Raw genomic sequence first — 24,327 nt, forward strand, 5'->3', positions numbered from 1 at the left:
TTCGTCGTGGCCATCGCTGGTCAAATGCACGTTTCTGCACTTTTTTTCTTGACGCGTCGATTTAACTGCAATATAGTTCATTCAACCCGCCTGAGATGCAGCATATTGCTTGTAGTCTGGCCGTACCAGCCCACCACGAAGGAGCGTCATGAACACTACGCATATCAATTACGAAACGGCTCCCGAGCGATACAAGCACTGGACGCTATCCTGCGAAGGCGCAATCGCCACGCTGACGATGAACGTCAATGAGGATGGCGGCATCAAGGAAGGATACAAGCTCAAGCTCAATTCGTACGATCTTGGCGTCGACATCGAACTGCACGATGCGGTGCAGCGGATCCGCTTCGAGCACCCTGAAGTGCGCACCGTCGTCATGGCCAGCAGCCGCGACCGGATTTTCTGCTCCGGCGCCAACATCTTCATGCTGGGAAAATCGACCCACGCGTGGAAAGTCAATTTCTGCAAATTCACCAACGAGACGCGCAACGGCCTCGAAGATTCCAGCCGGCACTCCGGCCTCAAATTTGTCGCCGCCGTCAACGGCGCCTGCGCCGGCGGCGGCTACGAGCTCGCTGCCGCCTGCGACGAAATCATCCTGGTCGACGACCGCTCATCGTCGGTCAGTTTGCCGGAAGTGCCGCTGCTGGGCGTGCTGCCGGGCACTGGCGGCCTGACGCGCCTGACCGACAAGCGCAAGGTGCGCCACGACCTGGCCGATATCTTCTGCACCACATCGGAAGGGGTGCGCGGCCAGAAGGCCAAAGATTGGCGCCTGGTCGATGAAGTGGCCAAGCCGGCCCAGTTCCAGCAGGTGGTGCGCGAACGCGCGCTGGCGCTTGCCGCCGGCAGCGACCGTCCGGCCGACGGCAAGGGCGTCACGCTGACCGCGCTGCGCAAGGAAGTGGGCGCCGACACGCTGGACTATGAATTCGTCAGCGTCGCCATCGACCGCGCCAACCGCAATGCGACGCTGACCGTGCGCGCGCCGTCAAAGCCGCAGCCGACAGACATCGCCGGCATCGAAGGTGCCGGCGTGAACTGGTGGCCGCTGCAGATGGCGCGTGAACTCGACGACGCCATCCTCCACATGCGCACCAATGAACTCGATATCGGCACCTGGATCCTCAAGACGCGCGGTGACGCCGCCGCCGTGCTGGCGTCCGACGCCACGCTCGAGGCGCACCAGTCGCACTGGTTGGTGCGCGAGAGCATCGGCTTGCTGCGGCGCACGCTGGCGCGCCTCGATGTGTCGTCGCGCTCGCTGTTCGCGCTGATCGACGAAGAGTCGTGCACGGCGGGCTCGCTGTTCGAGATCTCCCTCAGCGCCGACCGCATCTACATGCTGGCGCTGCCGGGCGCGCCTGACCGGGCGCCGAAAATCACCGTATCGCCGCTCAACTTCGGCACGCTGCCGATGGTGACCGCGCAATCGCGCATCGCCCGCCGCTTCTACGAAGATGAAGCGCAGCTCGGCGCGGTGCGCGCCACCATCGGCCAGCCGCTCGACGCCGCACAGGCGCTGGCGCTGGGCCTGATCACCGCCGATCCGGATGACCTGGACTGGGCCGACGAGACGCGCCTGGCACTCGAGGAGCGCGCCAGCATGTCGCCCGATGCGCTGACCGGACTGGAAGCGAACCTGCGCTTCAACGGCAAGGAAAACATGGACACCCGCATCTTCGGCCGCCTCACCGCGTGGCAGAACTGGATCTTCATCCGCCCGAACGCCGTCGGCGAGTTCGGCGCACTGAAGGTCTACGGCAGCGGCAACAAGGCCCAATTCGACATGAACCGCGTGTAAGCGCCCCATCTTTCAAAGGAATTATTGTGAGCTCAATTAACTACAGCGAAATCATCCCGAACAATGTCAACCTGTCCGAAGACAAGACCTTGCAGCGCGCGCTCGAGCAGTGGCAGCCGAACTATCTGAAGTGGTGGGGCGACATGGGGCCCGACAACTCCAGCAACCACGACGTCTACCTGCGCACTGCGATCAACGTCACGCCGGAAGGCTGGGCCAATTTCGGCCACGTCAAGATGCCGGACTACCGCTGGGGCATTTTCCTGGCCCAGCAGGAGCAGGGCCGCAAGGTCAATTTTGGTGAAAGCAAAGGTTCCGACGCCTGGCAGGAAGTGCCGGGCGAGCACCGCGCCAACCTTCGCCGCATGATCGTCACGCAGGGCGACACCGAGCCGGCGTCGGTCGAGCAGCAGCGCCACCTGGGCCTGACAGCACCGTCGAACTACGACCTGCGCAACCTGTTCCAGATTAACGTCGAAGAAGGCCGCCATTTGTGGGCGATGGTCTACCTGCTGCACAAGTACTTCGGCCGCGACGGACGCGAGGAAGCCGAGGCGCTGTTGCAGCGTAACTCGGGCGACCAGGACAAGCCGCGCATCCTCGAGGCATTCAACGAAGAGACCCCGGACTGGCTGGCCTTCTACATGTTCACCTACTTCACCGACCGCGATGGCAAGTTTCAGCTGAACGCGCTGGCCGAATCGGGCTTCGATCCGCTGGCGCGCACCTGCCGCTTCATGCTCACTGAAGAGGCGCACCACATGTTCGTCGGCGAATCGGGCATTTCGCGCATCGTCAACCGCACGTGCGCCGTCATGCGCGAGTTCAATATCGAAGATCCGGAGCAGCTGCGCAGCAAGGGCGTCATCGACCTGCCGACCATCCAGCGCTACCTGAACTTTCACTTCAGCGTGACGATCGACCTGTTCGGCGCCGACCAGTCGTCGAATGCCGCCGCGTTCTACACGGCCGGCCTCAAAGGCCGCTACGAAGAGATGAAGCGCGACGACGACCATCTGCTGAAGAACCAGCAGTACCGCATTCTCGAAGTCTCGGGCGACCGCCTGGTCGAGCGCGAAATGCCGATGCTAAATTCGCTCAACGAAGTGCTGCGCGACGATTACATCCGCGATTCGGTGGCCGGCGTGGCGCGCTGGAACAAGGTGATCGAAAAGGCCGGACTGGCGTTTCGTCTGACCACGCCGCACAAGGCGTTCAACCGCCACATCGGCAGCTTCTCCGACTTCAAGATCTCGCCCGAAGGGCGCGTGTTGTCGGAAGCCGAATGGGCGTCCAACTCGTGCCGCTGGCTGCCGAGCGAAGACGACCGCGCTTATGTCGCCTCGCTGATGGGCCGTGTCACCGAGCCGGGCAAGATGGCCGGCTGGATCGCGCCGCCGCCGGTGGGCATCAACCGCCAGGCGCCGGACTTCGAATACGTTCGCTTCAACTAAGGCGCGACCGGCCCGCCGCAGCTTCCGGCGGGCCGGTTCCGCCCGCACGACTTTTGGGATGGTTTTGACATGAACGCTGCACACCCTGTCGTCCTGATACGGCAACACCTGATCGATCCCGAGGTCTGCATTCGCTGCAATACCTGTGAAGAGATCTGCCCGATCGACGCCATCACCCACGATGACCGCAATTACGTCGTCGACGCTTCGATCTGCAACTCCTGCAACGCCTGCATTTCGCCGTGTCCGACCGGGTCGATCGATCACTGGCGCACGGTCGAGGCGAGCAACGCCTACTCGATGGCCGAGCAGCTGACGTGGGACGAACTGCCGGCGCAGCAAGGCCTGCCCGAACCGGACGCCAGCCTGGCGCCGCCCGCGCCACAGACGCAGGCCGGCTACCAGGTCAACGCTGGCGAGTCGGCCTCGTCGACCAGGGCTCCGTGGTCGGCCGCGCATCCCTACCTGAACCTGTATTCGATCAAGACGCCGGTGCTTGCGACCGTGGCCGGCAATTACCGCCTGACGGCGCAGGAAACCGAGAGCGACATCCACCATATCGTGCTCGATTTCGGTACCCACTTCTTTGCGCTGCTCGAGGGGCAGTCGATCGGCATCATCCCGCCTGGTCTCGATGCCAATGGCAAGCCGCATTACCTGCGCATGTATTCGGTCGCCAGTCCGCGCGAGGGAGAGCGCGACGGCTACAACAACCTGGCGCTGACCGTCAAACGGGTCGTCACCGACCATTCCGGCGCGCCATCGCTGGGCGTCGCGTCGAACTACCTGTGCGACTTGCCGAAGGGCGCCCAGGTCCAGGTGACGGGACCGTTCGGCAACAACTTCCTGATGCCGAATCAGGCCGGCTCGAACATCATCATGATCTGCACCGGTACCGGCTCGGCGCCGATGCGCGCGATGACCGAGCACCGCCGCCGGTTGCTGGCGAAGGGCCAATCGGCCGGGGGCAAGCTGATGCTATTCTTCGGCGCGCGCCGGCCCGAGGAGCTGCCGTATTTCGGACCGCTTCTCAAGCTGCCGGCCGCGTTCATCGACATTCACCTGGCGTTCTCGCGCGTCGAAGGCCAGCCGCGTACCTACGTGCAGGACAAGATCCGTGAAGCGCAGTCGGCTGTCACCGAGGTACTCCAGGGTGATACCTACATTTATATCTGCGGCCTGAAGGGCATGGAAACAGGCGTGCTCGAAGCGCTCGGCGAAAGCTGCCGCAACGTCGGTATCGACTGGCCGGCGCTGCATGCGCGCATGGTCCAGGAAGGCCGCTTCCACGTGGAGACTTACTAAGCCTCATGCAAACGACAAGCTATCAAACGCTGGCGGTGGACACCGATCCGCGTGGAGTGACACGCGTCACCCTCAATCGCCCGGACGTAATGAACGCGTTCGACGAAACCATGATCGCCGAGCTGACGGCCGTCTTCGAGCAGCTTGCCACGGCGCCGTTAACGCGCGTCGTCGTCCTCGCTGCTGCCGGCAAGGCATTCAGCGCCGGCGCCGACCTGCGCTGGATGGAGCGCGCCAGCACCCAGAGCGAGCATGCGAACCTGGAAGACGCGCGCCGGTTCGCCTACATGATGCATGTGCTGCAGGCCTGTCTTAAGCCAGTGGTCGCACTGGTCGATGGCGCCGCGTTCGGCGGCGGCGTCGGCCTTTGCTGCGCCTGCGATATCGTTATCGCATCGCCGCGGGCGAAGTTCGCGGTCAGCGAAGCGAAGTTCGGCATCCTGCCGGCGGTGATTGGCCCATACCTGACCAATGCCGTCGGCAAGCGCCATGCGTTGCGCCTGGCGTTGACCGCGGAACTGATCGACGCAACACGGGCCGCTGAAATCGGTCTTGTGCATGAACTGGCCGAAGCCGATCAGCTGGACGCCACGGTCGACCGCGTGATCGCCTGTTTGCTGGCCAACGGTCCGCAGGCGCTCGCCGAAGTAAAACAGTGGTTCGGTCAGCTCAAGGTCGGCCCGGTCATCGAAGCGGTGCGCGAACGCAGCGCCAGCACGATTGCGCGCGTGCGCTGCACCGACGAGGCGCGTGAAGGTTTCGCGGCATTCCTCGGAAAACGCCCGGCCGCATGGGTGCGCGCGTGAACCGGCCCGCAGGCGAGCGGATGGTCGGCGTAGTAGGCGCCGGCACCATGGGCGCCGGCATTGCGCAGGTTGCGGCGGCGGCAGGTCACCCGGTGCGCCTGCTCGACGCCCGGCCCGGCGCGGCCGCGGCGGCGCGCGCGCAAATCGCCGCCGCGCTATCCAGGCTGGTTGAAAAGGGGAAGATCGAAGCGCACGCCTCCGACGCGCTGATTGCGCGTATCGTCGCTGTGAATGCCCTGGGCGAGCTCGCCGCGGCGTCGATCGTGATCGAGGTGATCGTCGAGGATCTGGCCGCAAAACAGGGGTTGCTGCGCGAGCTGGAAGGCCACGTCGCGAGCGACGCTGTGCTGGCGTCGAATACCTCGACGATCTCAGTGACTGCGATCGCCCAGGGCATGCGCAATCCGGAGCGCGTCGTCGGCATGCATTTCTTTAACCCTGTGCCGCAAATGAAGCTGGTCGAAGTGGTGTCGGGCGCGGAGACGTCGGCCGATGTCGCCGCCGACATCTTCGAACTGGCTCTGCGCTGGGGGAAAACGCCGGTGCACGCAAAGTCGACGCCTGGCTTCATCGTCAACCGTATTGCGCGTCCGTTCTATGCCGAGGCGCTGCAGTTGCTGCTCGAGCAGGCTGGTACGCCGGCGCAGCTGGACGACTGCGCCCGTGGGGCGGGCTTCCGCATGGGGCCGTGCGAGCTGATGGACCTGATCGGACACGACATCAACTACGCCGTCACTCAGTCGGTGTTCAACGCAACCTACGGTGACCGGCGCTTCCAGCCGTCAGTGGTGCAGAAGGCGCTGGTGGACGGCGGGCGCCTGGGCCGCAAGGCGGGCAAGGGGTTCTATGAAGGTGCTGCAGCGGGCAGTGCAGCGGTGGCCGCCGCGCCGCCATCGGTGCTCGAAGTGCATGGCGACAGTTCGATGGCGCAGCAGCTTGCGCGAGTTTTAGCCGAACGCTCCATCGGCTTCGACCGCGTGGCCGGCAGCGACTGGAACGGCTTGCTGATCGACGGCATTCAGATGCACCTGACGGACGGGCGCTGCGCGGCACAAGTTGCGGCGCAGCGACGTCAAACTGCGCTGGGCGTGATTGACTGGCCATTAGGATCCAATGCTGGCGCACTGGCGATCGCCTTCGCACCTGGCGTTGACGCCGGCGCGCAGTCACGCGCCGGCGCAGCACTGGCTGCATGCGGCTGGCAACCGCGGATCCTGCGCGACGTTGCCGGCCTGCTGGTCGCGCGCACCGTAGCGATGCTGATCAACGAAGCATCCGATGCAGTATGGCAGGGCGTGTGCGACCAAGACAGCGTCGATCAGGCGATGCGGCTCGGGACCAACTATCCGATGGGGCCTTTCGAGTGGCTGGCACTGGTCGGCGCCGATGCCACCGTGGCACTGCTCGATAACCTCGACTCAGCTTATCGTGGCGAACGATATCGGGTCAGCCCGCTGCTGCGCCAACGGTATTGGACTGAAAGGATCGCGGAATGATGGAACAGATTTTGGTCGAGACGACGGCTTTCCGCGTCGACCTCGACGCCGGCGGCGTCGCCCACGTGGTGTTCCAGCCCGCCGGTGGGATGCCGGTGCTCGACATGGATGGCCACCGGGCCCTGGCCGGCATCTGGCGCCGCCTCGACGAGCATCCGGACGTCAAGGTGATATTGGTGGAAAGCGAGGGCAAGGGCTTTTGCGCCGGCGGCGACATGGCGATGGTGGAGAACATGCTGGGCAGCCAACCTGTCCGGACGCGCATCATGGCCGAAGCGCGTGAGCTGGTTCGAGGCATGGTCGACTGCGGCAAACCGATCGTCGCGGCGATCAACGGCGCAGCCGTCGGCGCCGGCCTGGCGGTGGCACTGCTGGCGGATATTTCGATCGTCGCCAAGGGCGCCAAGCTGATCGACGGGCACACCAAGCTGGGCGTGGCCGCCGGCGACCACGCGGCGCTGATATGGCCTCTGCTGTGCGGGATGGCCAAGGCCAAGTACTACCTGCTGCTGTGCGAGACGGTCAGCGGTGAAGAGGCTGAACGCATCGGCCTCGTGAGCGTGGCCGTCGATGCGCAGCAGGTGGGGCCGGAGGCGCTCGCCATCGCGCGGCGCCTGGCGGCCGGCAGTCCGGGCGCGCTGGCCCATACCAAGCGTTCCCTGAACCTGTGGCTGCAGGCGGCCTGGCCGGCGTTCGAAGCGTCGCTCAATGCCGAGTTCATGGGCTTTGCCGAAGCCGATGCCCGCGAAGGCCTCGCCGCGCTGAAGGAGAAGCGGGCGCCGTTGTTCGGGGTGCCGCAGTCATGAAATTCGAGGACCTGCATCGCGGCCGGCACATCGAGGCTGGTCCAGCGTGCGTGTTGGCTGCGGAGATCATCGAATTCGCCCGCAAGTTCGATAACCAGTGGTTCCACACCGATCCGATGCGAGCGGAGTCTGGCGTGTGGAATGGCCTGATCGCGAGCGGCTTTCACACCTGTTCCATCGCCATGCAGTTGGTGGCGACCACTATCCTCGAAGGATCTGAATCATACGCGTCGCCGGGCCTCGCTTACGTGAAGTGGCCGCATCCCGTCAGGCCGAACGACTTGCTGACGTTGCACGTCGACGTGCTCGAGTCGAAGGTGTCGACATCCAAGCCCTGGCTGGGCGTGATCCGATGGACCTGGCGCCTGGTAAATCAAAACGACGTCACCGTGCTCGAACTGGAAGCTACCAGCCTGTTCAAACTGGCGGCGTGACCGGCGCGGGCCAGCCGCCAGCCCTACATAATTACCACCCCAGGAAGTATGAAACACCATAACTAAGGAGACAATAAAAATGAAAAAACAGGTCATCACGGCAGTCGCTATCGGCGCTGCGCTGTGCGCATCGGGCGCCATGGCGCAGAGCGCGGTCAACATCTACGGGCTGGTGGACACGGGCCTCGTGTACACCACGAACGTCAACGCAGCGGGCAGTTCGATGACGAAGATGCCTTCTCTGTCGGGCTCCTTCCCGTCGCGTCTGGGCTTTCGCGGCACTGAAGATCTCGGCAATGGCCTGCAGGCCTTTTTCGTCCTGGAAAATGGTTTCGGACCCGATACCGGAACGATCGGGCAGGGCGGACGCCTGTTCGGACGCCAGGCCAACGTCGGACTGAAAGGCGCGTTCGGCACGATCACGCTGGGTCGCCAGAACAATATGACGTTTCTGTCCGGCGTGAAGTCCGACGTACTTGGACCGAACATTTTTGGTACCGGAAGCGTCGACGGCTATCTGCCGAACGCGCGCACCGACAACGCCATTGGCTATCTGGGCGTATTTTCGGGTGTAACGATCGGTGCGACGTATAGCTTTGGGCGTGACGCCTCGGCTGCGGGCGGCCCAGGGGCCACCAACTGCGCCGGCGAAGTGCCAGGCAACTCGAAGGCCTGCCGCCAGGTGACAGGCCTGCTTGGCTACGACGGCAAGGGCTTCGGCGTCAACGTGACGTATGACGTCCTGAACGGCAATACAGGTGCAGCCGGCGGACTGACGTCGAGCGACAACGACGACAAGCGCATCACGGCGAACGGCTATGTCATGCTGGGAGCGACCAAGGTCGGCGGCGGCATCATCGGCCGCAAGACGCGCGCTGTCACCGCACTGAGTGAGTCGGACATGTATTATCTCGGCGTGAGCCACCCGGTGTCGCCGCAGATCACCGTAGATGCCGAGGTGATTCGCCGGGACCAGAAAAACAGCAGTTCGGATGTGACGATGGTCGCGGCCCGCGCCACCTATGCCTTGTCGAAACGCACCGCTGTCTACACCTCGATCGGTCGTGTACGCAATAAGGGGTTGTCGGCAGTGGCGCTCGATGCGGGCGGCACGGTGGGAGCTGGCTTGAGTCAGAATGGCATCGTGGCGGGCTTGAAGCATAGCTTCTGAGATACGAACATGGCGGTAGTCCGGCGGGGCCTGCCCCGTCCGCAGCGCCCGAGAAGTAGGAAATAGCCCGCCGTCCCGTGGGCTATTTTTTTTGTGACGCAGCTTCGCTCAAATTTTGCGAAGGTATCGCTACTTACCAGCCGCCGGTGGCAAGCCATTCATCGACCAGCTTTAGCTTGTCGACCCCGAAAAACGGCTCGCCGTCGACCATGATGAATGGCGACCCGAAGACTCCCTTCGCGATCGCGTCATCGACGCTTGCGCGCAGGCTGGCGCTGATGCGCGGATCGCCGAGCGCTTCCTGCAACAGCAGTTCCGGCACCTGAACGGCGCGGCCGGCTGCAATGAGCTCTTCGGGCTGGTCGAGTTGATGGTTCGACTCCCAATACGCGCGCAGCGCATTGCTGGCAAACGCCTGTGCCGCTTCGGGTGATGTGTGCGCAATCCAGTTGAATGCGCGTGCCGCGGGCAACGGGTTGATAGGGGCTGCATCAAGCGAGCGCGCGAGCGTCACGTTGTGCTTTCGGCAGTACCGTGCGGCCTCGGTCCGGATGTAGTCGGTCTTTAAGGGGATCTCCATCAACAATTTTGAACCCATGATTTTCATGACCGATCAACAGCGCCACGGCCTCGATGCTGTCGGCGCCCGCTGCCCGGCGCAACACGCCCGCATGGCTGCGCAACGGCAAGCTGTCGGTGTACGGGTCCTCCACCAAGTCCAGCCAGCATACTGAGGTGCCGACCCGAGTGGCTGATTAATAACACGGCAATACGGCCTGCAAAGCCGTTCTGGCGGGTTCGCTGGACCGACGCCTATCGCAGAACTTCGAGCTTGGTTTTCTTGCCGTTGCGATAGGTATACAGGGTAAGCGCGGCATTGCTCAGGTCGCCGTACTGGTCGAACATGATCGTCCCTGTCACGCCCTGATACTTGATCCTCGCGATCTCGGGAACGTACTTTGCCGGGTCCGATGATCCAGCGTTTTGCATTGCCGTTGCCAGCACCATTACCGCGTCGTAAGCGTACGGGGCATATGTCTGCACGTCCAGGTTGAACCTCTTTTTATAGCGTTCGACGAAATCGGCCAGCAGTTTTTCCTGCGCGCCGCTGACGCCGCCGGCCACTGCGCACGTCACCTTGTCATTGGCCAGGGCGTCGCCGGCCAGCTGGGGAAGCTTTTCCGAGCAGACACCGTCGCCGGCGACGAACCTGACGTCCAGGCCCAGCGCCTTCATTTGTTTGAGCATCGGCCCGCCGACGGCATCCATGCCGCCAAAGAAAACGAGGTCGACGTTCTTGCTCTTTACTTGTGTAAGGATGGCGTTGAAATCAGTCGCCTTGTCGTTGGTGAACTGGCGCGTCACGATCGTTGCCCCGCCCGGCGCTGTTTTTACCGCTTTGGCGAACTCGTCGGCCAAGCCCTGGCCAAATGCGGTGCGGTCGTCAATCACCGCGATGCGCTTCGCTTTCAGGTGCATGACCGCGTACCGACCCAAAGCATTTCCAACCTTGTTGTCGTTGGCGACCAGCCGGAAGGCCGATTTGAAGCCCTGATGCGTGTACAGCGGAGTCGTCGCCGCCGGGGTGATCTGCGGAATCCCCGCGCTGTGATAAATCTTCGACGCAGGAACGCTGGTCCCCGATTGTAGGTGACCCACGACGCCCGCGACCTTTGCATCGACCAGTTTCTGCGCGACCGCGGTGCCTTGCTTGGGATCGCCGCCATCATCTTCAGCGATCAGTACCCAGCGGACCGTCTTGCCACCGATCGTGAAGGCCTTGGCATTCAGGTCGTCTACCGCCATTCGCGCGCCGTTTTCGGTGTCCTTGCCGGCATGCGCACTCGGCCCGGAAACGGCGGAAGCGCTACCGATCTTGACGATTTCGTCGGCAGCGCCGGCGCTGCCGGAAAAGGGGAGAGCGACCGCGAGGAGGATTACATTGCTCAGTTGGCGCATATGGCGGGTTCCACGCTTCAGGCCTGATTTCGAGTGTGGCGACCGGTGGCGGTAGGGCCAATTATAGGGCCGGCGTGGTGCGCAGACAATTCAATAGAATGATATATCCTCAGTCTTTTTGAAGGACAGTTCGACATTACGTTGATCATAAGAAATAGCTATCATCTGGATAAGATGACTGCCCGTGGGATTGTGCGAAGATCGACTGGTCTGCTGCTGAACGCAGCTGCCCCTTGATTTTCCCGCATTCCTGTCGTCGCTGTCGCTCTTTCCCCGCGCCTGCCAGCACAATTTACTATTTGAAGCCACCACTGGCGCGACCGGTGTCGTGCGCTGGTAGATACCCTGTAACAGACAACGAAAGTTTCAGTGAGAAATCTAGGGAATCGGCATCGGCCAGTGACAGCGCGCGTTCCATGTGCTGGGGCACTCGCATGAGCACGGAGACGACCCTCGACGCACCCGTGCTGAGCCTGGCGAACTGTGCGGACGAACCGATCCATGTGCCGGGCACGGTGCAGCGCCACGGCGCCATGCTCGTGTTTGACGCCTTCGCCATGCTCGAAGCCTGAAGCGCCAATGCGGCCGCGCTGCTGCTGCTGGAGGTGAGCAATGGCCTGCCGCTGGGATCGGTGGGGCTTCCGCCACCGGTTCGCCAGATGGTCGAAGAATGCATCGCGCTGTCGGCCGGCGACGCGATACCGCTGGTGCTGGCAGTAGAACTGGGCGGACACGAGTTCGATTGCGTCGCGCACACCCATTGCGGGCGAGTCATCGTCGAGTTCGAGCTGCGTGACGTGTCGCTGCAAACCGTCGGCATCTTTGCGTTGAAAGCGCACAGCGCGCTCGACAGGCTCAAGCGCCAGACGACCGTGCGGTCGCTGTTGCAAATGGCGACCGATCAGGTCAGGGGCATCACCGGTTTCGACCGCGTGATGGGCTACCGCTTCGGACCGGATGGCAGTGGCGACGTGATTGCCGAATCGCGCTGCGACAGGCTGGCGCCGTTGCTCGGCATGCGCTATCCGGCCGGCGACATTCCCGAGCAGGCGCGGCGCCTGTACGTGTTGAACAGCTTGCGGCTGATTCCCGACGTGAGCGCAATGCCGGTGCCCGTGCTGGGGCGCAGTGGCCGCCCCCCCGGTCGACATGAGCCATTGCGTGCTGCGCAGCGTCTCGCCGGTACACATCGAATACCTGCGCAACATGGGTGTCGGCGCTTCGATGAGCGTGTCCGTCATCGTCGATGGCCGCCTGTGGTGATTGATCGCCTGTCACCACATGAGTCCGCGCCGCGTTCCTTACGCCATCCGCATGACGGCCGATGTCATCGCCCAGGAGCTGGCGGCGACGGTGCAGACGCTGGAGGCCCAGCGGCGTGCCGAAACGATCGCCCGCGCGGCCGACATGCGCACCGACCTGATGCAAGCGTTGTTGATTGGCGAGGATGGACTGCGCGAAATCGCCTCGCGCGCGGCGGCCATTTGCGCTTCCCTCGATTGCCCGGCATTGATCGTCATCCAGTCCGGCCGTCACGTCGTGCATGGCGAGCTCGATGCGGCCACCGCGGCGGTGATCGTGCGCGCCGATCCTGGCGCCGGCGACGTGCTGCTGCAGCGCTTGCGGGCAGACGACTGGCCGGAGGCGGCGCGCGGCCACGTCCAGGCGTGGCCCGGCATGCTGGCCATGTGTTTCGATCCGCCGACCGATGGGTGGATGATTGCGATGCGACCCGAACAGGTCGCGTCGATCCGCTGGGCCGGCAAGCCCGAGAAGATCGTCAAGGTGGGGCCGATGGGAGCTCGCCTGACACCGCGCGGCTCGTTTGACGAGTGGCTCGAAACGGTACGTGGACGCGCCGAGAGCTGGTCGCCGACCCATCTGCTGATTGCCCGGCAAATGCAGGAAGAACTGCACCGGGCCAGCATTGCGCGCCAGAACGAAACCGACCTGGCGCGCTCGCAACTGATGGCGATGCTGGGACATGACCTGCGCGAGCCGCTGCATGCGATTCAAATGGCCGCCACGCTGTTGCAAAACGGCGGCGCGGCGGCGCCGATGGGACTGCGCATCCAGAATTCGAGCAATCGCATGAGCCGGCTCATCAGCCAGGTCCTCGACGTCAGCAAGATCGAGACCGGTATCGGGCTCGGTTCGCAGATGCAGCGGCTAGATCTGGCAATTGTCGTCGGCGATGTGGTTGGCGAAGCGAGCATTGGCTATCCCGAGGTGGTCTACAAGGTGGCAGGGGACAGCTGCGCGATGGTCGACGGCGACGCCGACCGCCTGGCGCAGGTTGCAACCAAGCTGTTGAGCAACGCGCGCAGCCACGGACTGCGCACCGGATCGATCGACATTTCCCTGAAGGTCGGGGAGCGCAACGTGATTTTTTCGGTCAGCAACCTCGCCGAGGCGCTGAACCCGGCCACGGTGAGCAGCCTTTACAAGCCTTTCAAGGCCGCCTCGCTGCACAATGCCCGCAATCGCGGCGGCATGGGCCTGGGCTTGTACATTACTGAACGCATCGTGTCCGAACATGGCGGCAGGCTGACATATTCCTATGCGCAAGGCAGGGTGGTATTCAGTGTGTCACTGCCGCTGTCGGTCGCCTGATACGGCGTGGCCCGGCATGCCTGCCGTCACCACGGATCAGGCGGCGCACTCGGCTAGCACCCTGTACAGGGCTGGCATATCGAGCGGCTTGACCAGATAGTGGTCGAACCCGGCGGCGCGGGCCAGATCGCGCTGGGGGCGATCGCTGTAGCCGGTGGTGGCGACGGCAAACGGCGCATCATCAGGGCGGGCCGCCTTCAGCGCGGCGACGACTTCCAGCCCGGTCAAGCCTGGCAGGCCAAGATCGCACAGGATGATATCGAACTGGCCCGCGAGCGCTACCGGCAGGCCATCGACGCCATCGAAGCTGCTGGTGACCTGGTGCCCTGCCATTGCAAGCAGCATCGCCATCAGTTCGTTGGCGTCGACGTTGTCTTCGATGATGAGGATTTTTCGGCACGCCGCCCCGCCTTCAATCGGGACCGGCACCGCTGCAGGAGGCACGGGAGCGACTGGCAGCGTGATCCGGAAACTGCTCCCGGCGCCGTCGCCGGCGCTGGTCACGGCCGAGGTCCCGCCATGCAGGCGCACAATGGTACGAACGAGCGACAGCCCGATGCCGAGCCCGCCCGGCGCACGCTCGAGCGTCCGGTGTCCTTGCGTGAACATATCGAAAATAAACGGCTGCAGCTCGGCCGGTATGCCGGCGCCGTCATCGCGGACAGTGATTTCCACCGCGTCCCCGTCGCACTTGGCGACGCATGGCAATGCGAGCGCCCGTGTCGGAGAACTGGCTTGCATTGATGACCAAATTGGCAAACACCTGCGCCAGCCTGATCAAGTCGCCCGACACCGTGACCTCTTCCGGCAAGTTGACCCGAAGCTGCTGTTGGCGCGAATGGACGGAGGGATGGCTGGTCTCGAGCGCCGAATTGATGACATCGCGCAGGCGAACCGGTGCGAGTTTCAGGACGATCTTGCCGCTGGCGGCGCGCGAGGCGTCGAGCAGGTCGTCGAGCAGGCGCGACATGTGGCCGATCTGCCGGTCCAGCACGGTGTGCGCCTGGGCAGCGCCGGCGCTCACTTGCGTGCCTGACAACAGCTGATTCGCCATCCATCGATTGCAATGGATTGCGCAATTCATGCGCCAGCATGGACAGGAACTCGGCCTGCGGCAAGGTGTCGGCCGCGCCGGCGTGATCGGGGTGCCGCTGCGCTCGTTCCATGGGCCGTGTCGACCGGCGTCTTGCGACGAGCCGCGGCGACGTCGATGGGCGCCTGTCCCGATCCGACGCGAATCTCCTCGAGCAAGCGGACCACGGTGGCGCGCAAGGACACCAGTTCAAGCTCATCGCGAGCGTGTTGCTGGTCGGAAGGCGACGGCGGCGACGGCGGGGCGCCGGCTTCAAACAGCGGATCGAGGTCGCTCGGCATGGCGTAGTCTTTCAGGAATTGATTACGCCCTGCCATCCCGCGGGGGGAATCGACACGTACGCCAGCTAGTTTGCTGCACACAGGAAGCAAACACGATACTACCTATTCGCGGCCGGTGGGCGAAACGTGACGATTCAGCATCGATGCAGCCGATCAACGCGCGGCTGGGATCGCCGGCGTGTGATCCTGCGAGAGGTCAATTGCGCGGCGGCGGCGGCGGGCGAATGCCGGTGTACTGGGCCAATACCATTTTCCATTAGCCGGCGCTGTTGTGCGCCACCAACGTCGCGCGCAGCGACATCTTGCGCGTTTCGCCGGCAACGGTCATCGTATAGGTGAGCTTGACGGTCTGGATCGCTACGTCGCCGAACACCCGCGTCAGCTCGTTTTCGATCGTCAACGGTGGTGCCTGCGTCTTTTTCTCCGGCGCGTAGAAGCCCAGCATTTTGGCGCGGTCGTCGAGCTCGCCGACGGGCGAAATCTCGACGTAGTTCTCCGCAGTCAACGCGCGTAGGGTCGGCAGGTCGAAACTGCGCTGCGCTTCAAGAAACTTGCCTGTCAGGCCGGTCACGGCGGCGGTATCGTCACGCGCGAACGCGCCCCCGCCGGCGACCGACAGCGACAAGGCAACGACGGCAACACGCAAATGCGCAGCAAGCAGTTTCATGGGGAACTCCGGCAGATGGAAAAATTGACTATACGGCACTCAAAGTATGCCGGTCAACTTTGTGCATACACACTGGCAAGGGCCTGCGAAACCCGTGGCCATGCGCTGCACACGCGGCCCGATCGGCAGCGCCACCATATCTTGTTCGAGCCGCTCCTCGTAGCGGATTCCGGCGTCGCAGCCGGCGGCCAGCACGCAGGTCGCGATCACCTGGCTCCTGCGCAGCTCGCCCGACGTCTTGCTCATCCCAGGCACGTCTTCCAGCGCTCACCTTCGCGAAAGCATCAAGGCGGCAGAGCTGGTGTTGTCGGATGAGGTCATGAACAGGTCAGCGGGCCTTGCGAGCCAGGAAGGCGACCGATAAGGCGGTGGCGCTGTCAGCGGGTTCGAGCAAAATCTGGCAACATTCATGTCTAAGTGGAATCCGTCAGGCAGACACCTGAGGTTGCACCATTCATGTTTTCGGCCGAGAATTCAGGGACGAGCCCGAATTTTTGCCAGCTTTTGCTCGAGCGAGGCTTCCGACAGCGGGCCAAGATGCGCATCGACCAGCTGGCCTCGCGCATCGAAGAACAATGTCGTTGGCATGCCCGCCGAACCGACCGCGCGCGACGTGGCCGATTGCCGGTCGATCAAGACGTTTTCCATCTTCAAACCCCGAGCGCGCAGGAAGCTTTGCACCGTGTCGGCCGATTCGCCCTGGTTGGCAAAGGCGTAGTGGACGCCGCCATCCCGGCGCTGTGCTGCCGCAAGCACCGGCATTTCGCGGATGCATGGTGGACACCAGCTGGCCCACAAGTTGACGACGGCAGGCTGTCCGCGCACCAGTTCCGGCAGCCGCACAGCGCCGCCATCGAGTGCGGCGAGGGCTACATCCGGCACCGACTTACCTGCTTGCACCTGGGTCATCGCGGGGCCTCCCGACATGAACCATGCAAGCGTGCCCGCCAGGATGCTTGCAATCAGCGGCTGGAGCAGGGCCCGCTGCCGCATCGCGCGCCATGTACCGAATGCCAGCGCCGCGCCGAGGGCGGCCGGCACGTGGAAGCCGCCGTCGCGGATGTCGAGCATCGTCAACGGCGCCTTGCTGTACTGCTCGAACCAGATGGTGACGAAGACCAGGCGGCCGGCAACGAGGCCAGCGAGCAGCATGTCCGCCAGAACGGGGAGGACCTTCACGTTGGCGCGCCGTCCGGCAACCATCCCCACGGCAGCGGCTGGCAAAAGGCTGAGCAAGAGCATCAGGTGAGCACCAAGAATGCTGACTGGTCCGATGTTGAAAGTATTCATGGCGGCATTTTAACGCGGGGCTGGAAGACCTGAACCAGTCGCCGCATTCTTAGGGCGCAATGCGCGTAGAGCGTGTGCCTGCAGGTGCCGGTGACGATGGAGGCCGATTACGCCACGCCGGGCGGCAGCGCGCCGTGCGCCGGCATCGTTCGCGCCTGCACCAGCGCGCCGCGCAACACCGAGTAGCGATCGTCGACGTCTGGAGCGTGCACGCGCTCGAGACGTCGGCCCGGGTGTCGGCGTATGCGGCGGCCAAGGCGGCGCTGCTGTCGCTGACCCGCTGATCGCGCGCGTGCATGCCGAGGCCGGCCAGGTCATTGATGGCGCCGACGCCAAGGCGCTGGCGCAGATGGGCATCACGCGCACCAATGATGGCTTGACGCTCAACGTGGCGACGCTGAACGCGGCGATCGCGGCGACGCCGGACAAGGTCGCGCAGCTGTTCAGCGCGCCCGGCACGTGACTGGCGCAGCAGCTGTCGGCGCGCGTGTCGGAGCACATGGCGAACGGCGGCAGGCTGGCTAACCAGGCCGTCGCCGCGCAGGGATCGGTCGACAAGCTGGCCGCCAAAAAAGCCCAGATGACCGAGGCAATCCAGCGCCAGGCCAGCATCTTGGTGCAGCAGTATTTCCAGGCGGCGAGCGGCGGCAACTCGCCGTTCGGCACCGATGGCGCGAACAAGGCGATGTCGCTGTTCGATATCCTGTCCTGAGCCGCCGTACTAAGTATTCGCTAAGTGTCGCCCTTTATTATTGCTGAGCCGGCAAGCCAGATTGCCGCGCGCCTTCAATCAGCAAAAAGGGCTGCACATTGTTTCAAATCTTTATTTCCGGCAAAACAGCAGTAGCGTTCAGCGTGCTGTCCGCGCTCGTGTGGACGGCCGCTTCGCCGGCCAGCGCGGCGCGACCGCGACCGCGAGCGCTGCCGGCCGCCGTTGACTTCACGGCAGACTTCAAGGCGCTGGCCCGGCAACGGCCATGGACCTGTGCGGCGCAGCCGGCCATCGGCGTGCCGCCAACCGGCTGGGCCGCGGTAGCCGATGAGTGCGCCTGGCAAAACCGGCTGCGGATGCGGCGCTGGAGCGGACCGGGCGACGCCAAACCGGGCGCATGTGGCAGCGCGCAGGCGCAGTGGTGGGCCTGGGCGCGCGGCGCCGCGCCGGCCACCGCCGCGCCGGCAGGCTGGCGCACAACGTGGGCAATCCAGAGCCTCATCGACGAACGCGGCGCGGAAAAGCGCATCGTGGTTATGCGGCGCCTGCCAAGCGGCGAGTGGAGCGCCACCGAATGGCGCTGGAATCCGTCGCCGCGCGCCGCCACCCGGGCCTGGCAGGAGGGCCGCTGGAAATTGCTGGCCGAGCGCGCCGCCGAGCTGCGTGCGCCCGTCGAGGCCGCCCAGGGAGCGCCGCAGGCGCGCATGCTGAGCGGCGTGCTGGAAGCGAACCTGGGCATGCGCGCCGGCGAAATCGGCGAGCACGGCTGGAAGTGGCAGCGCGACGGGCTCTGTCTGGCCGTCGACGAAGTAGGGCTTGGCCAGCAAATCATGCAACTGCCGTATTCGAGCGACGACAGCCGCCTCGAACAGCGCGCCGCGATGCAGCTGCAACTGGCGCGGCGCTATCCGAAAGCTGTCTGGCTGACCAATTTCAGCCTGGTGCCGGCGCCGCCGAACGAGCGCGGCGGCGCCAAGTTCTACGCGATCTGGACCGAGCAGGCCACGCTCAAGGGGCAGCTGTGGATTCCGACCAGGGGCGACGGTCCGCTGGTGCGGCTGCGCCTCACCGCCGCGCTGCCAGCCGCACCGGATGCGCCGGCCGTCGCGCGCGCCGAACAGGCGATGCAGCGCGAACTGATGGCACTGGCGTCGCGCTGGGCAGCCCGGCATGAATGACGACTTCGGCGCCATGCCGTTGTGGATGCTGTCGCCGCTGGCGGTGGTCGGCGCCGGCCTGCTGCTGTCGCAGGTGTTCGGCGTGCTGATGCAGGCGCGCGGCTGGCCCAGGCTGTATGGCGCGGTGATCGCCGGTCTGATCCTCGGCGTGAGCGGCCTGGGCATCGTCGATGCCGCGCTGCTGACGCAGTTCCAGGAACTGTTCAACGCCGCCTCCGCGCTGGTGCTGTTTGAAGTGGGCCGCAAGATGGACCTGGCATGGCTGTGGCGCAGCGCTCGCCAGGGCGGGGTGCTGGTGCTCGGCTGCGTGCTGCGCGGCCTGGGCGCGTGCGCGCTGCTGGTCGCGTTCGGCCTCGGCTGGGGCGAAGCGGCCTTCATCGCCGCCATCCTGATCGCGGTCAACCCGGTCGTCTTCACGTCGATGGTGTCGGACTCGAACGCCAGCGGCGTGGCCACCTACGCCGCCGCCAACACGGTTGGCATCAGCAACCTGATCGCCTTGCTGGCCCTGTCGGGATCGCTGGCGTGGATGCGCAGCCACAGTATCAACGCCGAACTCGGTTTCTCCGGCGAGCTGTTGCGCCAGGCCAGCAAGCTCGCGCTCGGCGCAGGCATTGCCGTCTTCTGCTATGGTCTGTATGCACTGGCCACCCGTATTTCAAAAGCGCAAGCAGGCCTGCGCCCCGGAATCCTGCTCGCTGCGCTGATGATGGACCTCGGCCTGTGCTCGGTGAGCTCGTCGAGCGCGCTGTTGTCGCTGCTGTTGATGGGATTGCTGCTGCGAAACGTCGAGACGCGTGAAAACGTCTTCCAGGCCCAGGTCAAGACGGCGCAGGACATCGGCTACGCGCTGCTGTTCATGATGTCGGCGGCGCTGGTGCAGATCCAGCAGCTGTTCGAATGGGTGCCGTTGCTGGCGGCAATCTTGGTGTTCGCCTCGCGCATCGGCCTGACCCGCCTGGCCTTGCTGCCGAGCGGCGCCTGGAGCGGCGACAAGAAGCATGCGATCGCGCTGTCGCTCTGTTCGCTGGTCGGCTTCGGCTCGCTGGTGGTGGACAATTCGATGACCGGCGCGTCGTACATGAGCGAGAGCGCGGCGAGCATCATGGCCGCGCTGCTGGCGCTAAATGTGTTGGTAGGGCCCGGTCTCACCTGGTGGGGGCTAAAGCTTGCCGGCGAGACACACGAAGGAGACAAGCATGGCTGAAGCCACCCTCGAACAGGAACGTTTCGACGCCGCCCAGGCGCTGGCGGTGGCCGGCCAGGGACCGGCCTTCCTGCCGCCGTTCATGGCGTCGCAACTGGGTACGATGGGCATCGAACTGGAATTGATGGTGCTCGACCGGCTGACGTACGACCTGATGCCGGCCGCACCCGACATCCTGCGCCTGCTCGACCAGCAAACCAAGAAATGGGTTGCAACGCCCGAGATCACTACGTCGATGCTGGAGGTGGCGACGTCGATCCTGAACGGCTACGACGGCGCCGCCGCCGAGATCGAGGAAATCCGCGCCAGCGTGCAGCGCGCCGCATTCCAGGTCGGCGCGGCCATTTCGGGCGGCGGCGCCCACCCGTTCCAGAAGTGGAATGAACAGCGCATTTATCCGAAGGAGCGCTACCGCGAATCGGCCAAGAAGTACGGCTACCTGGCCAAGATGTTTACGGTGTTCGGCATGCACGTGCACATCGGCATCCCCAACGCCGACGAAGCGATCCGCACCTGCGCCTGGCTCACGCAGCGCGCGCCGCTGTTCATCGCGCTGTCGGCCAATTCGCCGTGCTGGCAAGGCGAGGATTCCGGCTTTTGCAGCGCGCGCAGCAATGTGGTCGGCGCCTTCCCGATGAGCGGCACGATGCCGTCGCACATCCGCAGCTGGCACGATTTCGACCAGCACTTCGAGCGGCTGGCCGCGCACGGCATCGTCAACAGCATCAAGGATTTTTATTGGGACGTGCGGCCCAAGCCGGAATACGGCACGGTCGAACTGCGCGTGCTCGACACGCCGCTGCAACCGGCCCACGCCGCCGCGCTGGCCTGCTACGCGCGCGAGCTGTGCGTGGAAGTGGCCGACAACGAAGGGCGCTGGCCGCGCGACGATTCGCGCGAGCTGTATGCGTGGAACCGCTTCAACGCGGCCAAGGAGGGCGTCGCGGCGAACTGGATCAATCCCTGCACCGGCGTGGCGCTGCCGGTCGGGCAGGTCGTCATGCAAGACCTGGAGCGGCTCGCCGGGCGCACGACCGATCCCGGTTTTTTCGAGGCGTGCCGGATGATCGAAGACCTGATGCGCGGCGGCGGCCAGGCGCGCTGGCTGCGCTCGCACATGGATGCCGGTTCCGGCATGAACGACCTGTCGCGCGTGGCCAGCGAACTGTTCGAGCAGCCCTTTGCCAGCACCCGGCGCAGCCACGAGCCATTGGCCGCGGGAGTGCCGCCATGAGAGTGCTGGTGGTGGAAGACGATCCGATGATCGGCAGCGTGCTGCAGCAGGAGCTGCGCGACGCCAGCTATGCGGCCGACTGGGTGTGCGACGGCCAGGCGGCCTTGAACAGCATCGCCGCGCTGACGTACTCGCTGATCCTGCTCGACCTGGGACTGCCGAAGATGGACGGCATGGATGTGCTGCGCGCCATCCGCCTGGCCGAGAACGATGTGCCGATCCTGGTGCTGACGGCGCGCGACGCGACGGAAGACCGTGTCGCTGGCCTCGACGGCGGCGCCGATGACTACCTGGTCAAGCCGTTCGCGATGAGCGAGCTGCTGGCGCGAATGCGCGCGCTGACGCGGCGCAAGGAAAGCGCGGTCGGGCCGAAGCTGTCGAACGGGGTAGTCAGCCTCGATCCTGCCACCCACGTCGCCAGCGTCGATGGCGCCGAAGTGCGGCTGACCGCGCGCGAATTCTCGCTGTTGCAGTCGCTGCTGCTGCGCCCGGGCGCCATCCTGTCGCGCGCGGAACTGGAAAATCGCCTGTACGGCTGGAACGAGGAAGTCGAGAGCAACGCCGTCGAGTTCCTGATCCATGCATTGCGCAGGAAACTGGGCGCCGAGATCATCAAGAATGTCAGGGGCGTGGGATGGATGGTTTCGAAAGGCCGCTAGCCGCGTCGCTCAAGCTCAAGCTGTCGCTGTGGCTGACACTGGCGATCGTGATCATCGCCGCCGCCGCCGGCGTGATCTCGTTCGTGTCGGCCACCGCCGAAGCGAACAGGATGCAGGACAACCAGTTGCTGCAAACGGGCTACCTGATCAGCCGACTCGACGCGGTGCCGGCGTCGCCATTGGCGCGCGAGCGCGCCGGTGACGTCGATTTCGATGCCCGCGTCGTCGTCCGCTTCCTGCAGACCGGGCCCGGACTGCTGGCCGCGCCGCCGCCGCGCCCGCCGGTGTTTTCCAACCAGCTGGGCGACGGCCTGCAGACGGTCTTCGTCGGCAAGGAGCGCTGGCGGGTGTTCGTCAAGACCAACGCCAAGGGCGTGCGCGTGGCGGTGGGCCAGCAGACTTCGGTGCGCGATGCCGCCGCCAGCGCCAGCGCGCTGCGCACCTTGACGCCGATCCTGATGCTGGTGCCGGTGCTGGTGCTGCTGGTCGGGGTGCTGCTGCGCCAGATGTTCAAGCCGTTCAAGGCGCTGGCCGATGAACTGGGGCGCCGCACCGAGGCCGACCTGGGGCCGCTCGACCACGCCGGCCTGCCGTCGGAAGTGTGGCCGTTCGTCGTCGCGATCAATGCGCTGCTGGTGAGGATGGGGCGCGCGCTGTCCTCGCAGCGCAGGTTCATCGCCGATGCGGCCCACGAATTGCGTTCGCCGTTGACGGCGATGTCGTTGCAGGCCGAGCGCCTGGGCGCGGCGAACATGCCGCACGAAGCGCGCACGCGGCTGCAGGCGCTAAGCGCCGGGCTGCAGCGCACCCGCCTCCTGCTCGACCAGATGCTGGCGCTGGCCAGGGCGCAGGAGTCGCGCTCGGATATGGCCACCAAAATATCGCTGCAGCACACTATCCGCGACGTGCTCGAGGACCTGGTGCCGATCGCGGAAGCGAAAAACGTCGACGTCGGCGTCATCGGCGACGCCGACGGCGAAGTCGATGCCCGCGGCATCGACCTGAAGGTGCTGGTCAAAAATCTGCTGGATAATGCAATCCGCTACACGCCGCCGGGCGGCCGGGTCGATATTACGGTGCACGGCAAGCCAGGCATGGTGATGCTGCAGGTGGACGACACCGGTCCCGGCATCGCGCCGGAAGAACGCGAGCGCGTGTTCGATTCGTTTTACCGGGTGCTGGGAAACGGCGAGATCGGTTCCGGCCTGGGGCTGGCGATTACCCGTACCGTCGCCGACAGCATGGCCGCGACCATCGAGCTGTCGGACGCGCGTGCGCCGCGGAGCGGACTGCGGGTACTGGTGACGTTCGGGACGGCGCCTGACGGTTCGCCGCAACCGGTGGCATCAACTAGGGACCGGCCCGACGCAGCGGCACCAGAAAATCGACCAGTGCCGACGAATCGATCGGCTTGACCAGGTGGTGATCGAAGCCGGCAGCCAGCGTATTTTCCCGGTCCTGCGCGCCGCCGTAGCCGGTTGCTGCAATCAGCAGATCGCCGGCGGTTTCCGGGTGCTGGCGCAATCGCCTGGCCAGATCGTTGCCATCCATGTCCGGCAAACCGATGTCTTGCGAATCCGCTCGTCGCCCAGGTTGGCGATGGCCAGCAGGTCGGCTGCCGCGCGGATCGGCGCGAGCGGATTGCGCAGTTCGTGGGCGAGCATCGCCAAAAATTCATCCTTGCGCCGTTGCTGTTCCTGCAGCGTTTCGTACAGGCGCGCGTTTTCGAAGCCGCTGGCGGCGATCGATGCGAGCTGCTTCATGATGGCCTGGCCTTCGGCGGTGAAGTCGCCCTCGCCCTTGTCGCACGCCTGCACGATGCCGATGTTGCTGCCGTCCTGGGCCTTCAACGGCACCGCCATCCAGCCGACCGCTTCGCCGGCGAAGGCGCGCAGCAGGTAGGCAGTGATGCCCTTGGCCTGCAGCTGCGGGTCGGTCAGCACGTTGTAGCCGCCATGGAGCACATACTCATTCAGGGCGTCGCCCAGCGAGCCTTGCCACATCGTCTCCCAGGCCTTGTTTACTTGCAGCGTACGGCCGTCGGCGGCCAGCAACTGCATGCTGATCGGCGCCTGGTCGAACACTTCGCGGAACCTGATCTCCGGGGTCATGGCGGGGGGACGGGTAACGCTCATCGTTCAGTCGTCATTCGAGTGGT

The 24,327-nt window shown here is 64.8% G+C and carries 29 protein-coding genes and 1 pseudogene; 20 read left to right on the top strand and 10 right to left on the bottom strand.

Annotated elements, in window-relative coordinates:
- Window positions 1-148 precede the first annotated feature (148 nt).
- From boxC to ACP7DD_RS01130, 8 genes are all read left to right on the top strand, one after another.
- Window positions 149-1,804 (top strand): 2,3-epoxybenzoyl-CoA dihydrolase, encoded by a 1,656-nt coding sequence (gene boxC / locus ACP7DD_RS01095; RefSeq protein ID WP_426172836.1) that lies wholly within the window; start codon window positions 149-151, stop codon window positions 1,802-1,804.
- A gap of 26 nt (window positions 1,805-1,830) precedes the next feature.
- The gene (gene boxB / locus ACP7DD_RS01100; protein WP_426172837.1) at window positions 1,831-3,258 is read left to right on the top strand and encodes a benzoyl-CoA 2,3-epoxidase subunit BoxB; all 1,428 of its coding nucleotides are present in this window, start codon (window positions 1,831-1,833) and stop codon (window positions 3,256-3,258) included.
- A gap of 69 nt (window positions 3,259-3,327) precedes the next feature.
- Entirely contained in the window at window positions 3,328-4,563 is a 1,236-nt protein-coding gene (gene boxA / locus ACP7DD_RS01105) for a benzoyl-CoA 2,3-epoxidase subunit BoxA (RefSeq protein ID WP_426172838.1), read from the top strand.
- Window positions 4,564-4,568: 5 nt separating this feature from the next.
- Window positions 4,569-5,369 (top strand): enoyl-CoA hydratase-related protein, encoded by an 801-nt coding sequence (locus ACP7DD_RS01110; RefSeq protein WP_426172839.1) that lies wholly within the window; start codon window positions 4,569-4,571, stop codon window positions 5,367-5,369.
- 20 nt (window positions 5,370-5,389) lie between these two features.
- The gene (locus tag ACP7DD_RS01115; RefSeq protein WP_426172999.1) at window positions 5,390-6,865 is read left to right on the top strand and encodes a 3-hydroxyacyl-CoA dehydrogenase; all 1,476 of its coding nucleotides are present in this window, start codon (window positions 5,390-5,392) and stop codon (window positions 6,863-6,865) included.
- On the top strand, window positions 6,862-7,671 hold the full coding sequence (locus ACP7DD_RS01120) for an enoyl-CoA hydratase/isomerase family protein (protein WP_426172840.1): 810 nt from the start codon (window positions 6,862-6,864) through the stop codon (window positions 7,669-7,671). Before ACP7DD_RS01115 ends, ACP7DD_RS01120 begins: the two co-directional genes overlap by 4 nt.
- Window positions 7,668-8,105, top strand: a complete 438-nt coding sequence (locus ACP7DD_RS01125; protein ID WP_426172841.1) for a MaoC family dehydratase — start codon at window positions 7,668-7,670, stop codon at window positions 8,103-8,105. The genes ACP7DD_RS01120 and ACP7DD_RS01125 overlap by 4 nt, the downstream gene beginning before the upstream one ends.
- A 79-nt stretch (window positions 8,106-8,184) precedes the next feature.
- The gene (locus ACP7DD_RS01130; protein ID WP_426172842.1) at window positions 8,185-9,276 is read left to right on the top strand and encodes a porin; all 1,092 of its coding nucleotides are present in this window, start codon (window positions 8,185-8,187) and stop codon (window positions 9,274-9,276) included.
- A 133-nt stretch (window positions 9,277-9,409) separates the two neighbouring features.
- On the opposite strand, the gene ACP7DD_RS01135 is transcribed toward ACP7DD_RS01130, so the two are convergent.
- Window positions 9,410-9,883, bottom strand: coding sequence for a DsbA family protein (locus ACP7DD_RS01135; protein WP_426172843.1), 474 nt, complete (start codon window positions 9,881-9,883; stop codon window positions 9,410-9,412).
- Window positions 9,884-10,089: 206 nt separating this feature from the next.
- Window positions 10,090-11,235 (bottom strand): branched-chain amino acid ABC transporter substrate-binding protein, encoded by a 1,146-nt coding sequence (locus ACP7DD_RS01140; RefSeq protein WP_426172844.1) that lies wholly within the window; start codon window positions 11,233-11,235, stop codon window positions 10,090-10,092.
- Between the two features lie 434 nt (window positions 11,236-11,669).
- On the opposite strand from ACP7DD_RS01140, the gene ACP7DD_RS01145 reads away from it, so the two are divergent.
- From ACP7DD_RS01145 to ACP7DD_RS01155, 3 genes are all read left to right on the top strand, one after another.
- Entirely contained in the window at window positions 11,670-11,807 is a 138-nt protein-coding gene (locus tag ACP7DD_RS01145) for a hypothetical protein (RefSeq protein WP_426172845.1), read from the top strand.
- Between the two features lie 556 nt (window positions 11,808-12,363).
- Window positions 12,364-12,498, top strand: coding sequence for a hypothetical protein (locus ACP7DD_RS01150; RefSeq protein WP_426172846.1), 135 nt, complete (start codon window positions 12,364-12,366; stop codon window positions 12,496-12,498).
- Between the two features lie 18 nt (window positions 12,499-12,516).
- Window positions 12,517-13,848, top strand: a complete 1,332-nt coding sequence (locus tag ACP7DD_RS01155; RefSeq protein ID WP_426172847.1) for a GAF domain-containing sensor histidine kinase — start codon at window positions 12,517-12,519, stop codon at window positions 13,846-13,848.
- A 36-nt stretch (window positions 13,849-13,884) separates the two neighbouring features.
- On the opposite strand, the gene ACP7DD_RS01160 is transcribed toward ACP7DD_RS01155, so the two are convergent.
- The 5 genes and pseudogenes from ACP7DD_RS01160 to ACP7DD_RS01180 form a co-directional block, all read right to left on the bottom strand.
- On the bottom strand, window positions 13,885-14,523 hold the full coding sequence (locus tag ACP7DD_RS01160; protein ID WP_426172848.1) for a hybrid sensor histidine kinase/response regulator: 639 nt from the start codon (window positions 14,521-14,523) through the stop codon (window positions 13,885-13,887).
- Window positions 14,501-14,902, bottom strand: coding sequence for a sensor histidine kinase (locus ACP7DD_RS01165; RefSeq protein WP_426172849.1), 402 nt, complete (start codon window positions 14,900-14,902; stop codon window positions 14,501-14,503). The genes ACP7DD_RS01160 and ACP7DD_RS01165 overlap by 23 nt, the downstream gene beginning before the upstream one ends.
- Window positions 14,903-14,928: 26 nt before the next feature.
- Window positions 14,929-15,222, bottom strand: coding sequence for a hypothetical protein (locus ACP7DD_RS01170; protein ID WP_426172850.1), 294 nt, complete (start codon window positions 15,220-15,222; stop codon window positions 14,929-14,931).
- A 256-nt stretch (window positions 15,223-15,478) separates the two neighbouring features.
- Window positions 15,479-15,889 (bottom strand): nuclear transport factor 2 family protein, encoded by a 411-nt coding sequence (locus ACP7DD_RS01175; RefSeq protein ID WP_426172851.1) that lies wholly within the window; start codon window positions 15,887-15,889, stop codon window positions 15,479-15,481.
- Window positions 15,890-15,973: 84 nt separating this feature from the next.
- A pseudogene (locus ACP7DD_RS01180) lies at window positions 15,974-16,084 on the bottom strand (LysR family transcriptional regulator); the annotation flags it as partial.
- Between the two features lie 43 nt (window positions 16,085-16,127).
- Between ACP7DD_RS01180 and ACP7DD_RS01185 the strand changes: the two are divergent.
- A complete protein-coding gene (locus ACP7DD_RS01185) occupies window positions 16,128-16,253 on the top strand; it encodes a hypothetical protein (RefSeq protein ID WP_426172852.1) in 126 nt (41 codons plus the stop codon).
- A 110-nt stretch (window positions 16,254-16,363) separates the two neighbouring features.
- Here the strand turns inward: ACP7DD_RS01185 and ACP7DD_RS01190 are convergent, their stop codons facing one another.
- The gene (locus tag ACP7DD_RS01190) at window positions 16,364-17,179 is read right to left on the bottom strand and encodes a TlpA family protein disulfide reductase (RefSeq protein WP_426172853.1); all 816 of its coding nucleotides are present in this window, start codon (window positions 17,177-17,179) and stop codon (window positions 16,364-16,366) included.
- Window positions 17,180-17,313: 134 nt separating this feature from the next.
- Here ACP7DD_RS01190 and ACP7DD_RS01195 point away from each other — a divergent pair, with 134 nt between their 5' ends.
- From ACP7DD_RS01195 to ACP7DD_RS01230, 8 genes are all read left to right on the top strand, one after another.
- Window positions 17,314-17,463, top strand: a complete 150-nt coding sequence (locus tag ACP7DD_RS01195; RefSeq protein ID WP_426172854.1) for a hypothetical protein — start codon at window positions 17,314-17,316, stop codon at window positions 17,461-17,463.
- Window positions 17,464-17,471: 8 nt separating this feature from the next.
- Window positions 17,472-17,642, top strand: coding sequence for a hypothetical protein (locus ACP7DD_RS01200; RefSeq protein ID WP_426172855.1), 171 nt, complete (start codon window positions 17,472-17,474; stop codon window positions 17,640-17,642).
- A gap of 36 nt (window positions 17,643-17,678) precedes the next feature.
- On the top strand, window positions 17,679-17,891 hold the full coding sequence (locus ACP7DD_RS01205; RefSeq protein WP_426172856.1) for a hypothetical protein: 213 nt from the start codon (window positions 17,679-17,681) through the stop codon (window positions 17,889-17,891).
- A gap of 98 nt (window positions 17,892-17,989) precedes the next feature.
- A complete protein-coding gene (locus tag ACP7DD_RS01210) occupies window positions 17,990-19,069 on the top strand; it encodes a hypothetical protein (protein WP_426172857.1) in 1,080 nt (359 codons plus the stop codon).
- Window positions 19,062-20,276 (top strand): cation:proton antiporter, encoded by a 1,215-nt coding sequence (locus ACP7DD_RS01215; protein ID WP_426172858.1) that lies wholly within the window; start codon window positions 19,062-19,064, stop codon window positions 20,274-20,276. The genes ACP7DD_RS01210 and ACP7DD_RS01215 overlap by 8 nt, the downstream gene beginning before the upstream one ends.
- Window positions 20,269-21,510 carry a YbdK family carboxylate-amine ligase gene (locus tag ACP7DD_RS01220; protein WP_426172859.1) on the top strand — a complete coding sequence of 414 codons (1,242 nt, stop codon included), beginning with the start codon at window positions 20,269-20,271 and terminating at the stop codon, window positions 21,508-21,510. The genes ACP7DD_RS01215 and ACP7DD_RS01220 overlap by 8 nt, the downstream gene beginning before the upstream one ends.
- Entirely contained in the window at window positions 21,507-22,169 is a 663-nt protein-coding gene (locus ACP7DD_RS01225) for a response regulator (RefSeq protein ID WP_426172860.1), read from the top strand. Before ACP7DD_RS01220 ends, ACP7DD_RS01225 begins: the two co-directional genes overlap by 4 nt.
- The gene (locus ACP7DD_RS01230) at window positions 22,145-23,584 is read left to right on the top strand and encodes a sensor histidine kinase (RefSeq protein ID WP_426172861.1); all 1,440 of its coding nucleotides are present in this window, start codon (window positions 22,145-22,147) and stop codon (window positions 23,582-23,584) included. The genes ACP7DD_RS01225 and ACP7DD_RS01230 overlap by 25 nt, the downstream gene beginning before the upstream one ends.
- Here ACP7DD_RS01230 and ACP7DD_RS01235 read toward each other — a convergent pair.
- Complete coding sequence (locus ACP7DD_RS01235; RefSeq protein WP_426172862.1) at window positions 23,520-23,720, bottom strand: hypothetical protein; 201 nt, start codon at window positions 23,718-23,720, stop codon at window positions 23,520-23,522. The two genes, ACP7DD_RS01230 and ACP7DD_RS01235, sit on opposite strands and share 65 nt — an antisense overlap.
- On the bottom strand, window positions 23,657-24,304 hold the full coding sequence (locus ACP7DD_RS01240; protein ID WP_426172863.1) for a histidine kinase dimerization/phospho-acceptor domain-containing protein: 648 nt from the start codon (window positions 24,302-24,304) through the stop codon (window positions 23,657-23,659). Before ACP7DD_RS01240 ends, ACP7DD_RS01235 begins: the two co-directional genes overlap by 64 nt.
- Window positions 24,305-24,327: the final 23 nt, after the last annotated feature.

Origin of the sequence: Massilia sp. TWR1-2-2, from assembly GCF_049897565.1 — a bacterium.
GTDB lineage: Bacteria > Pseudomonadota > Gammaproteobacteria > Burkholderiales > Burkholderiaceae_D > JAFCUW01.

Bases quoted from the DNA above. Each gene is read 5' to 3' on its own strand.
- boxC (WP_426172836.1), top strand. From the start codon at position 149: ATGAACACTACGCATATCAATTACGAAACGGCTCCCGAGCGATACAAG.
- boxA (WP_426172838.1), top strand. From the start codon at position 3,328: ATGAACGCTGCACACCCTGTCGTCCTGATACGGCAACACCTGATCGAT.
- ACP7DD_RS01110 (WP_426172839.1), top strand. From the start codon at position 4,569: ATGCAAACGACAAGCTATCAAACGCTGGCGGTGGACACCGATCCGCGT.
- ACP7DD_RS01115 (WP_426172999.1), top strand. From the start codon at position 5,390: ATGGTCGGCGTAGTAGGCGCCGGCACCATGGGCGCCGGCATTGCGCAG.
- ACP7DD_RS01120 (WP_426172840.1), top strand. From the start codon at position 6,862: ATGATGGAACAGATTTTGGTCGAGACGACGGCTTTCCGCGTCGACCTC.
- ACP7DD_RS01125 (WP_426172841.1), top strand. From the start codon at position 7,668: ATGAAATTCGAGGACCTGCATCGCGGCCGGCACATCGAGGCTGGTCCA.
- ACP7DD_RS01130 (WP_426172842.1), top strand. From the start codon at position 8,185: ATGAAAAAACAGGTCATCACGGCAGTCGCTATCGGCGCTGCGCTGTGC.
- ACP7DD_RS01135 (WP_426172843.1), bottom strand. From the start codon at position 9,883: ATGAAAATCATGGGTTCAAAATTGTTGATGGAGATCCCCTTAAAGACC.
- ACP7DD_RS01140 (WP_426172844.1), bottom strand. From the start codon at position 11,235: ATGCGCCAACTGAGCAATGTAATCCTCCTCGCGGTCGCTCTCCCCTTT.
- ACP7DD_RS01145 (WP_426172845.1), top strand. From the start codon at position 11,670: ATGAGCACGGAGACGACCCTCGACGCACCCGTGCTGAGCCTGGCGAAC.
- ACP7DD_RS01155 (WP_426172847.1), top strand. From the start codon at position 12,517: ATGAGTCCGCGCCGCGTTCCTTACGCCATCCGCATGACGGCCGATGTC.
- ACP7DD_RS01165 (WP_426172849.1), bottom strand. From the start codon at position 14,902: ATGGCGAATCAGCTGTTGTCAGGCACGCAAGTGAGCGCCGGCGCTGCC.
- ACP7DD_RS01170 (WP_426172850.1), bottom strand. From the start codon at position 15,222: ATGCCGAGCGACCTCGATCCGCTGTTTGAAGCCGGCGCCCCGCCGTCG.
- ACP7DD_RS01175 (WP_426172851.1), bottom strand. From the start codon at position 15,889: ATGAAACTGCTTGCTGCGCATTTGCGTGTTGCCGTCGTTGCCTTGTCG.
- ACP7DD_RS01190 (WP_426172853.1), bottom strand. From the start codon at position 17,179: ATGAATACTTTCAACATCGGACCAGTCAGCATTCTTGGTGCTCACCTG.
- ACP7DD_RS01205 (WP_426172856.1), top strand. From the start codon at position 17,679: ATGGCGAACGGCGGCAGGCTGGCTAACCAGGCCGTCGCCGCGCAGGGA.
- ACP7DD_RS01215 (WP_426172858.1), top strand. From the start codon at position 19,062: ATGAATGACGACTTCGGCGCCATGCCGTTGTGGATGCTGTCGCCGCTG.
- ACP7DD_RS01220 (WP_426172859.1), top strand. From the start codon at position 20,269: ATGGCTGAAGCCACCCTCGAACAGGAACGTTTCGACGCCGCCCAGGCG.
- ACP7DD_RS01225 (WP_426172860.1), top strand. From the start codon at position 21,507: ATGAGAGTGCTGGTGGTGGAAGACGATCCGATGATCGGCAGCGTGCTG.
- ACP7DD_RS01230 (WP_426172861.1), top strand. From the start codon at position 22,145: ATGGATGGTTTCGAAAGGCCGCTAGCCGCGTCGCTCAAGCTCAAGCTG.
- ACP7DD_RS01235 (WP_426172862.1), bottom strand. From the start codon at position 23,720: ATGGATGGCAACGATCTGGCCAGGCGATTGCGCCAGCACCCGGAAACC.
- ACP7DD_RS01240 (WP_426172863.1), bottom strand. From the start codon at position 24,304: ATGAGCGTTACCCGTCCCCCCGCCATGACCCCGGAGATCAGGTTCCGC.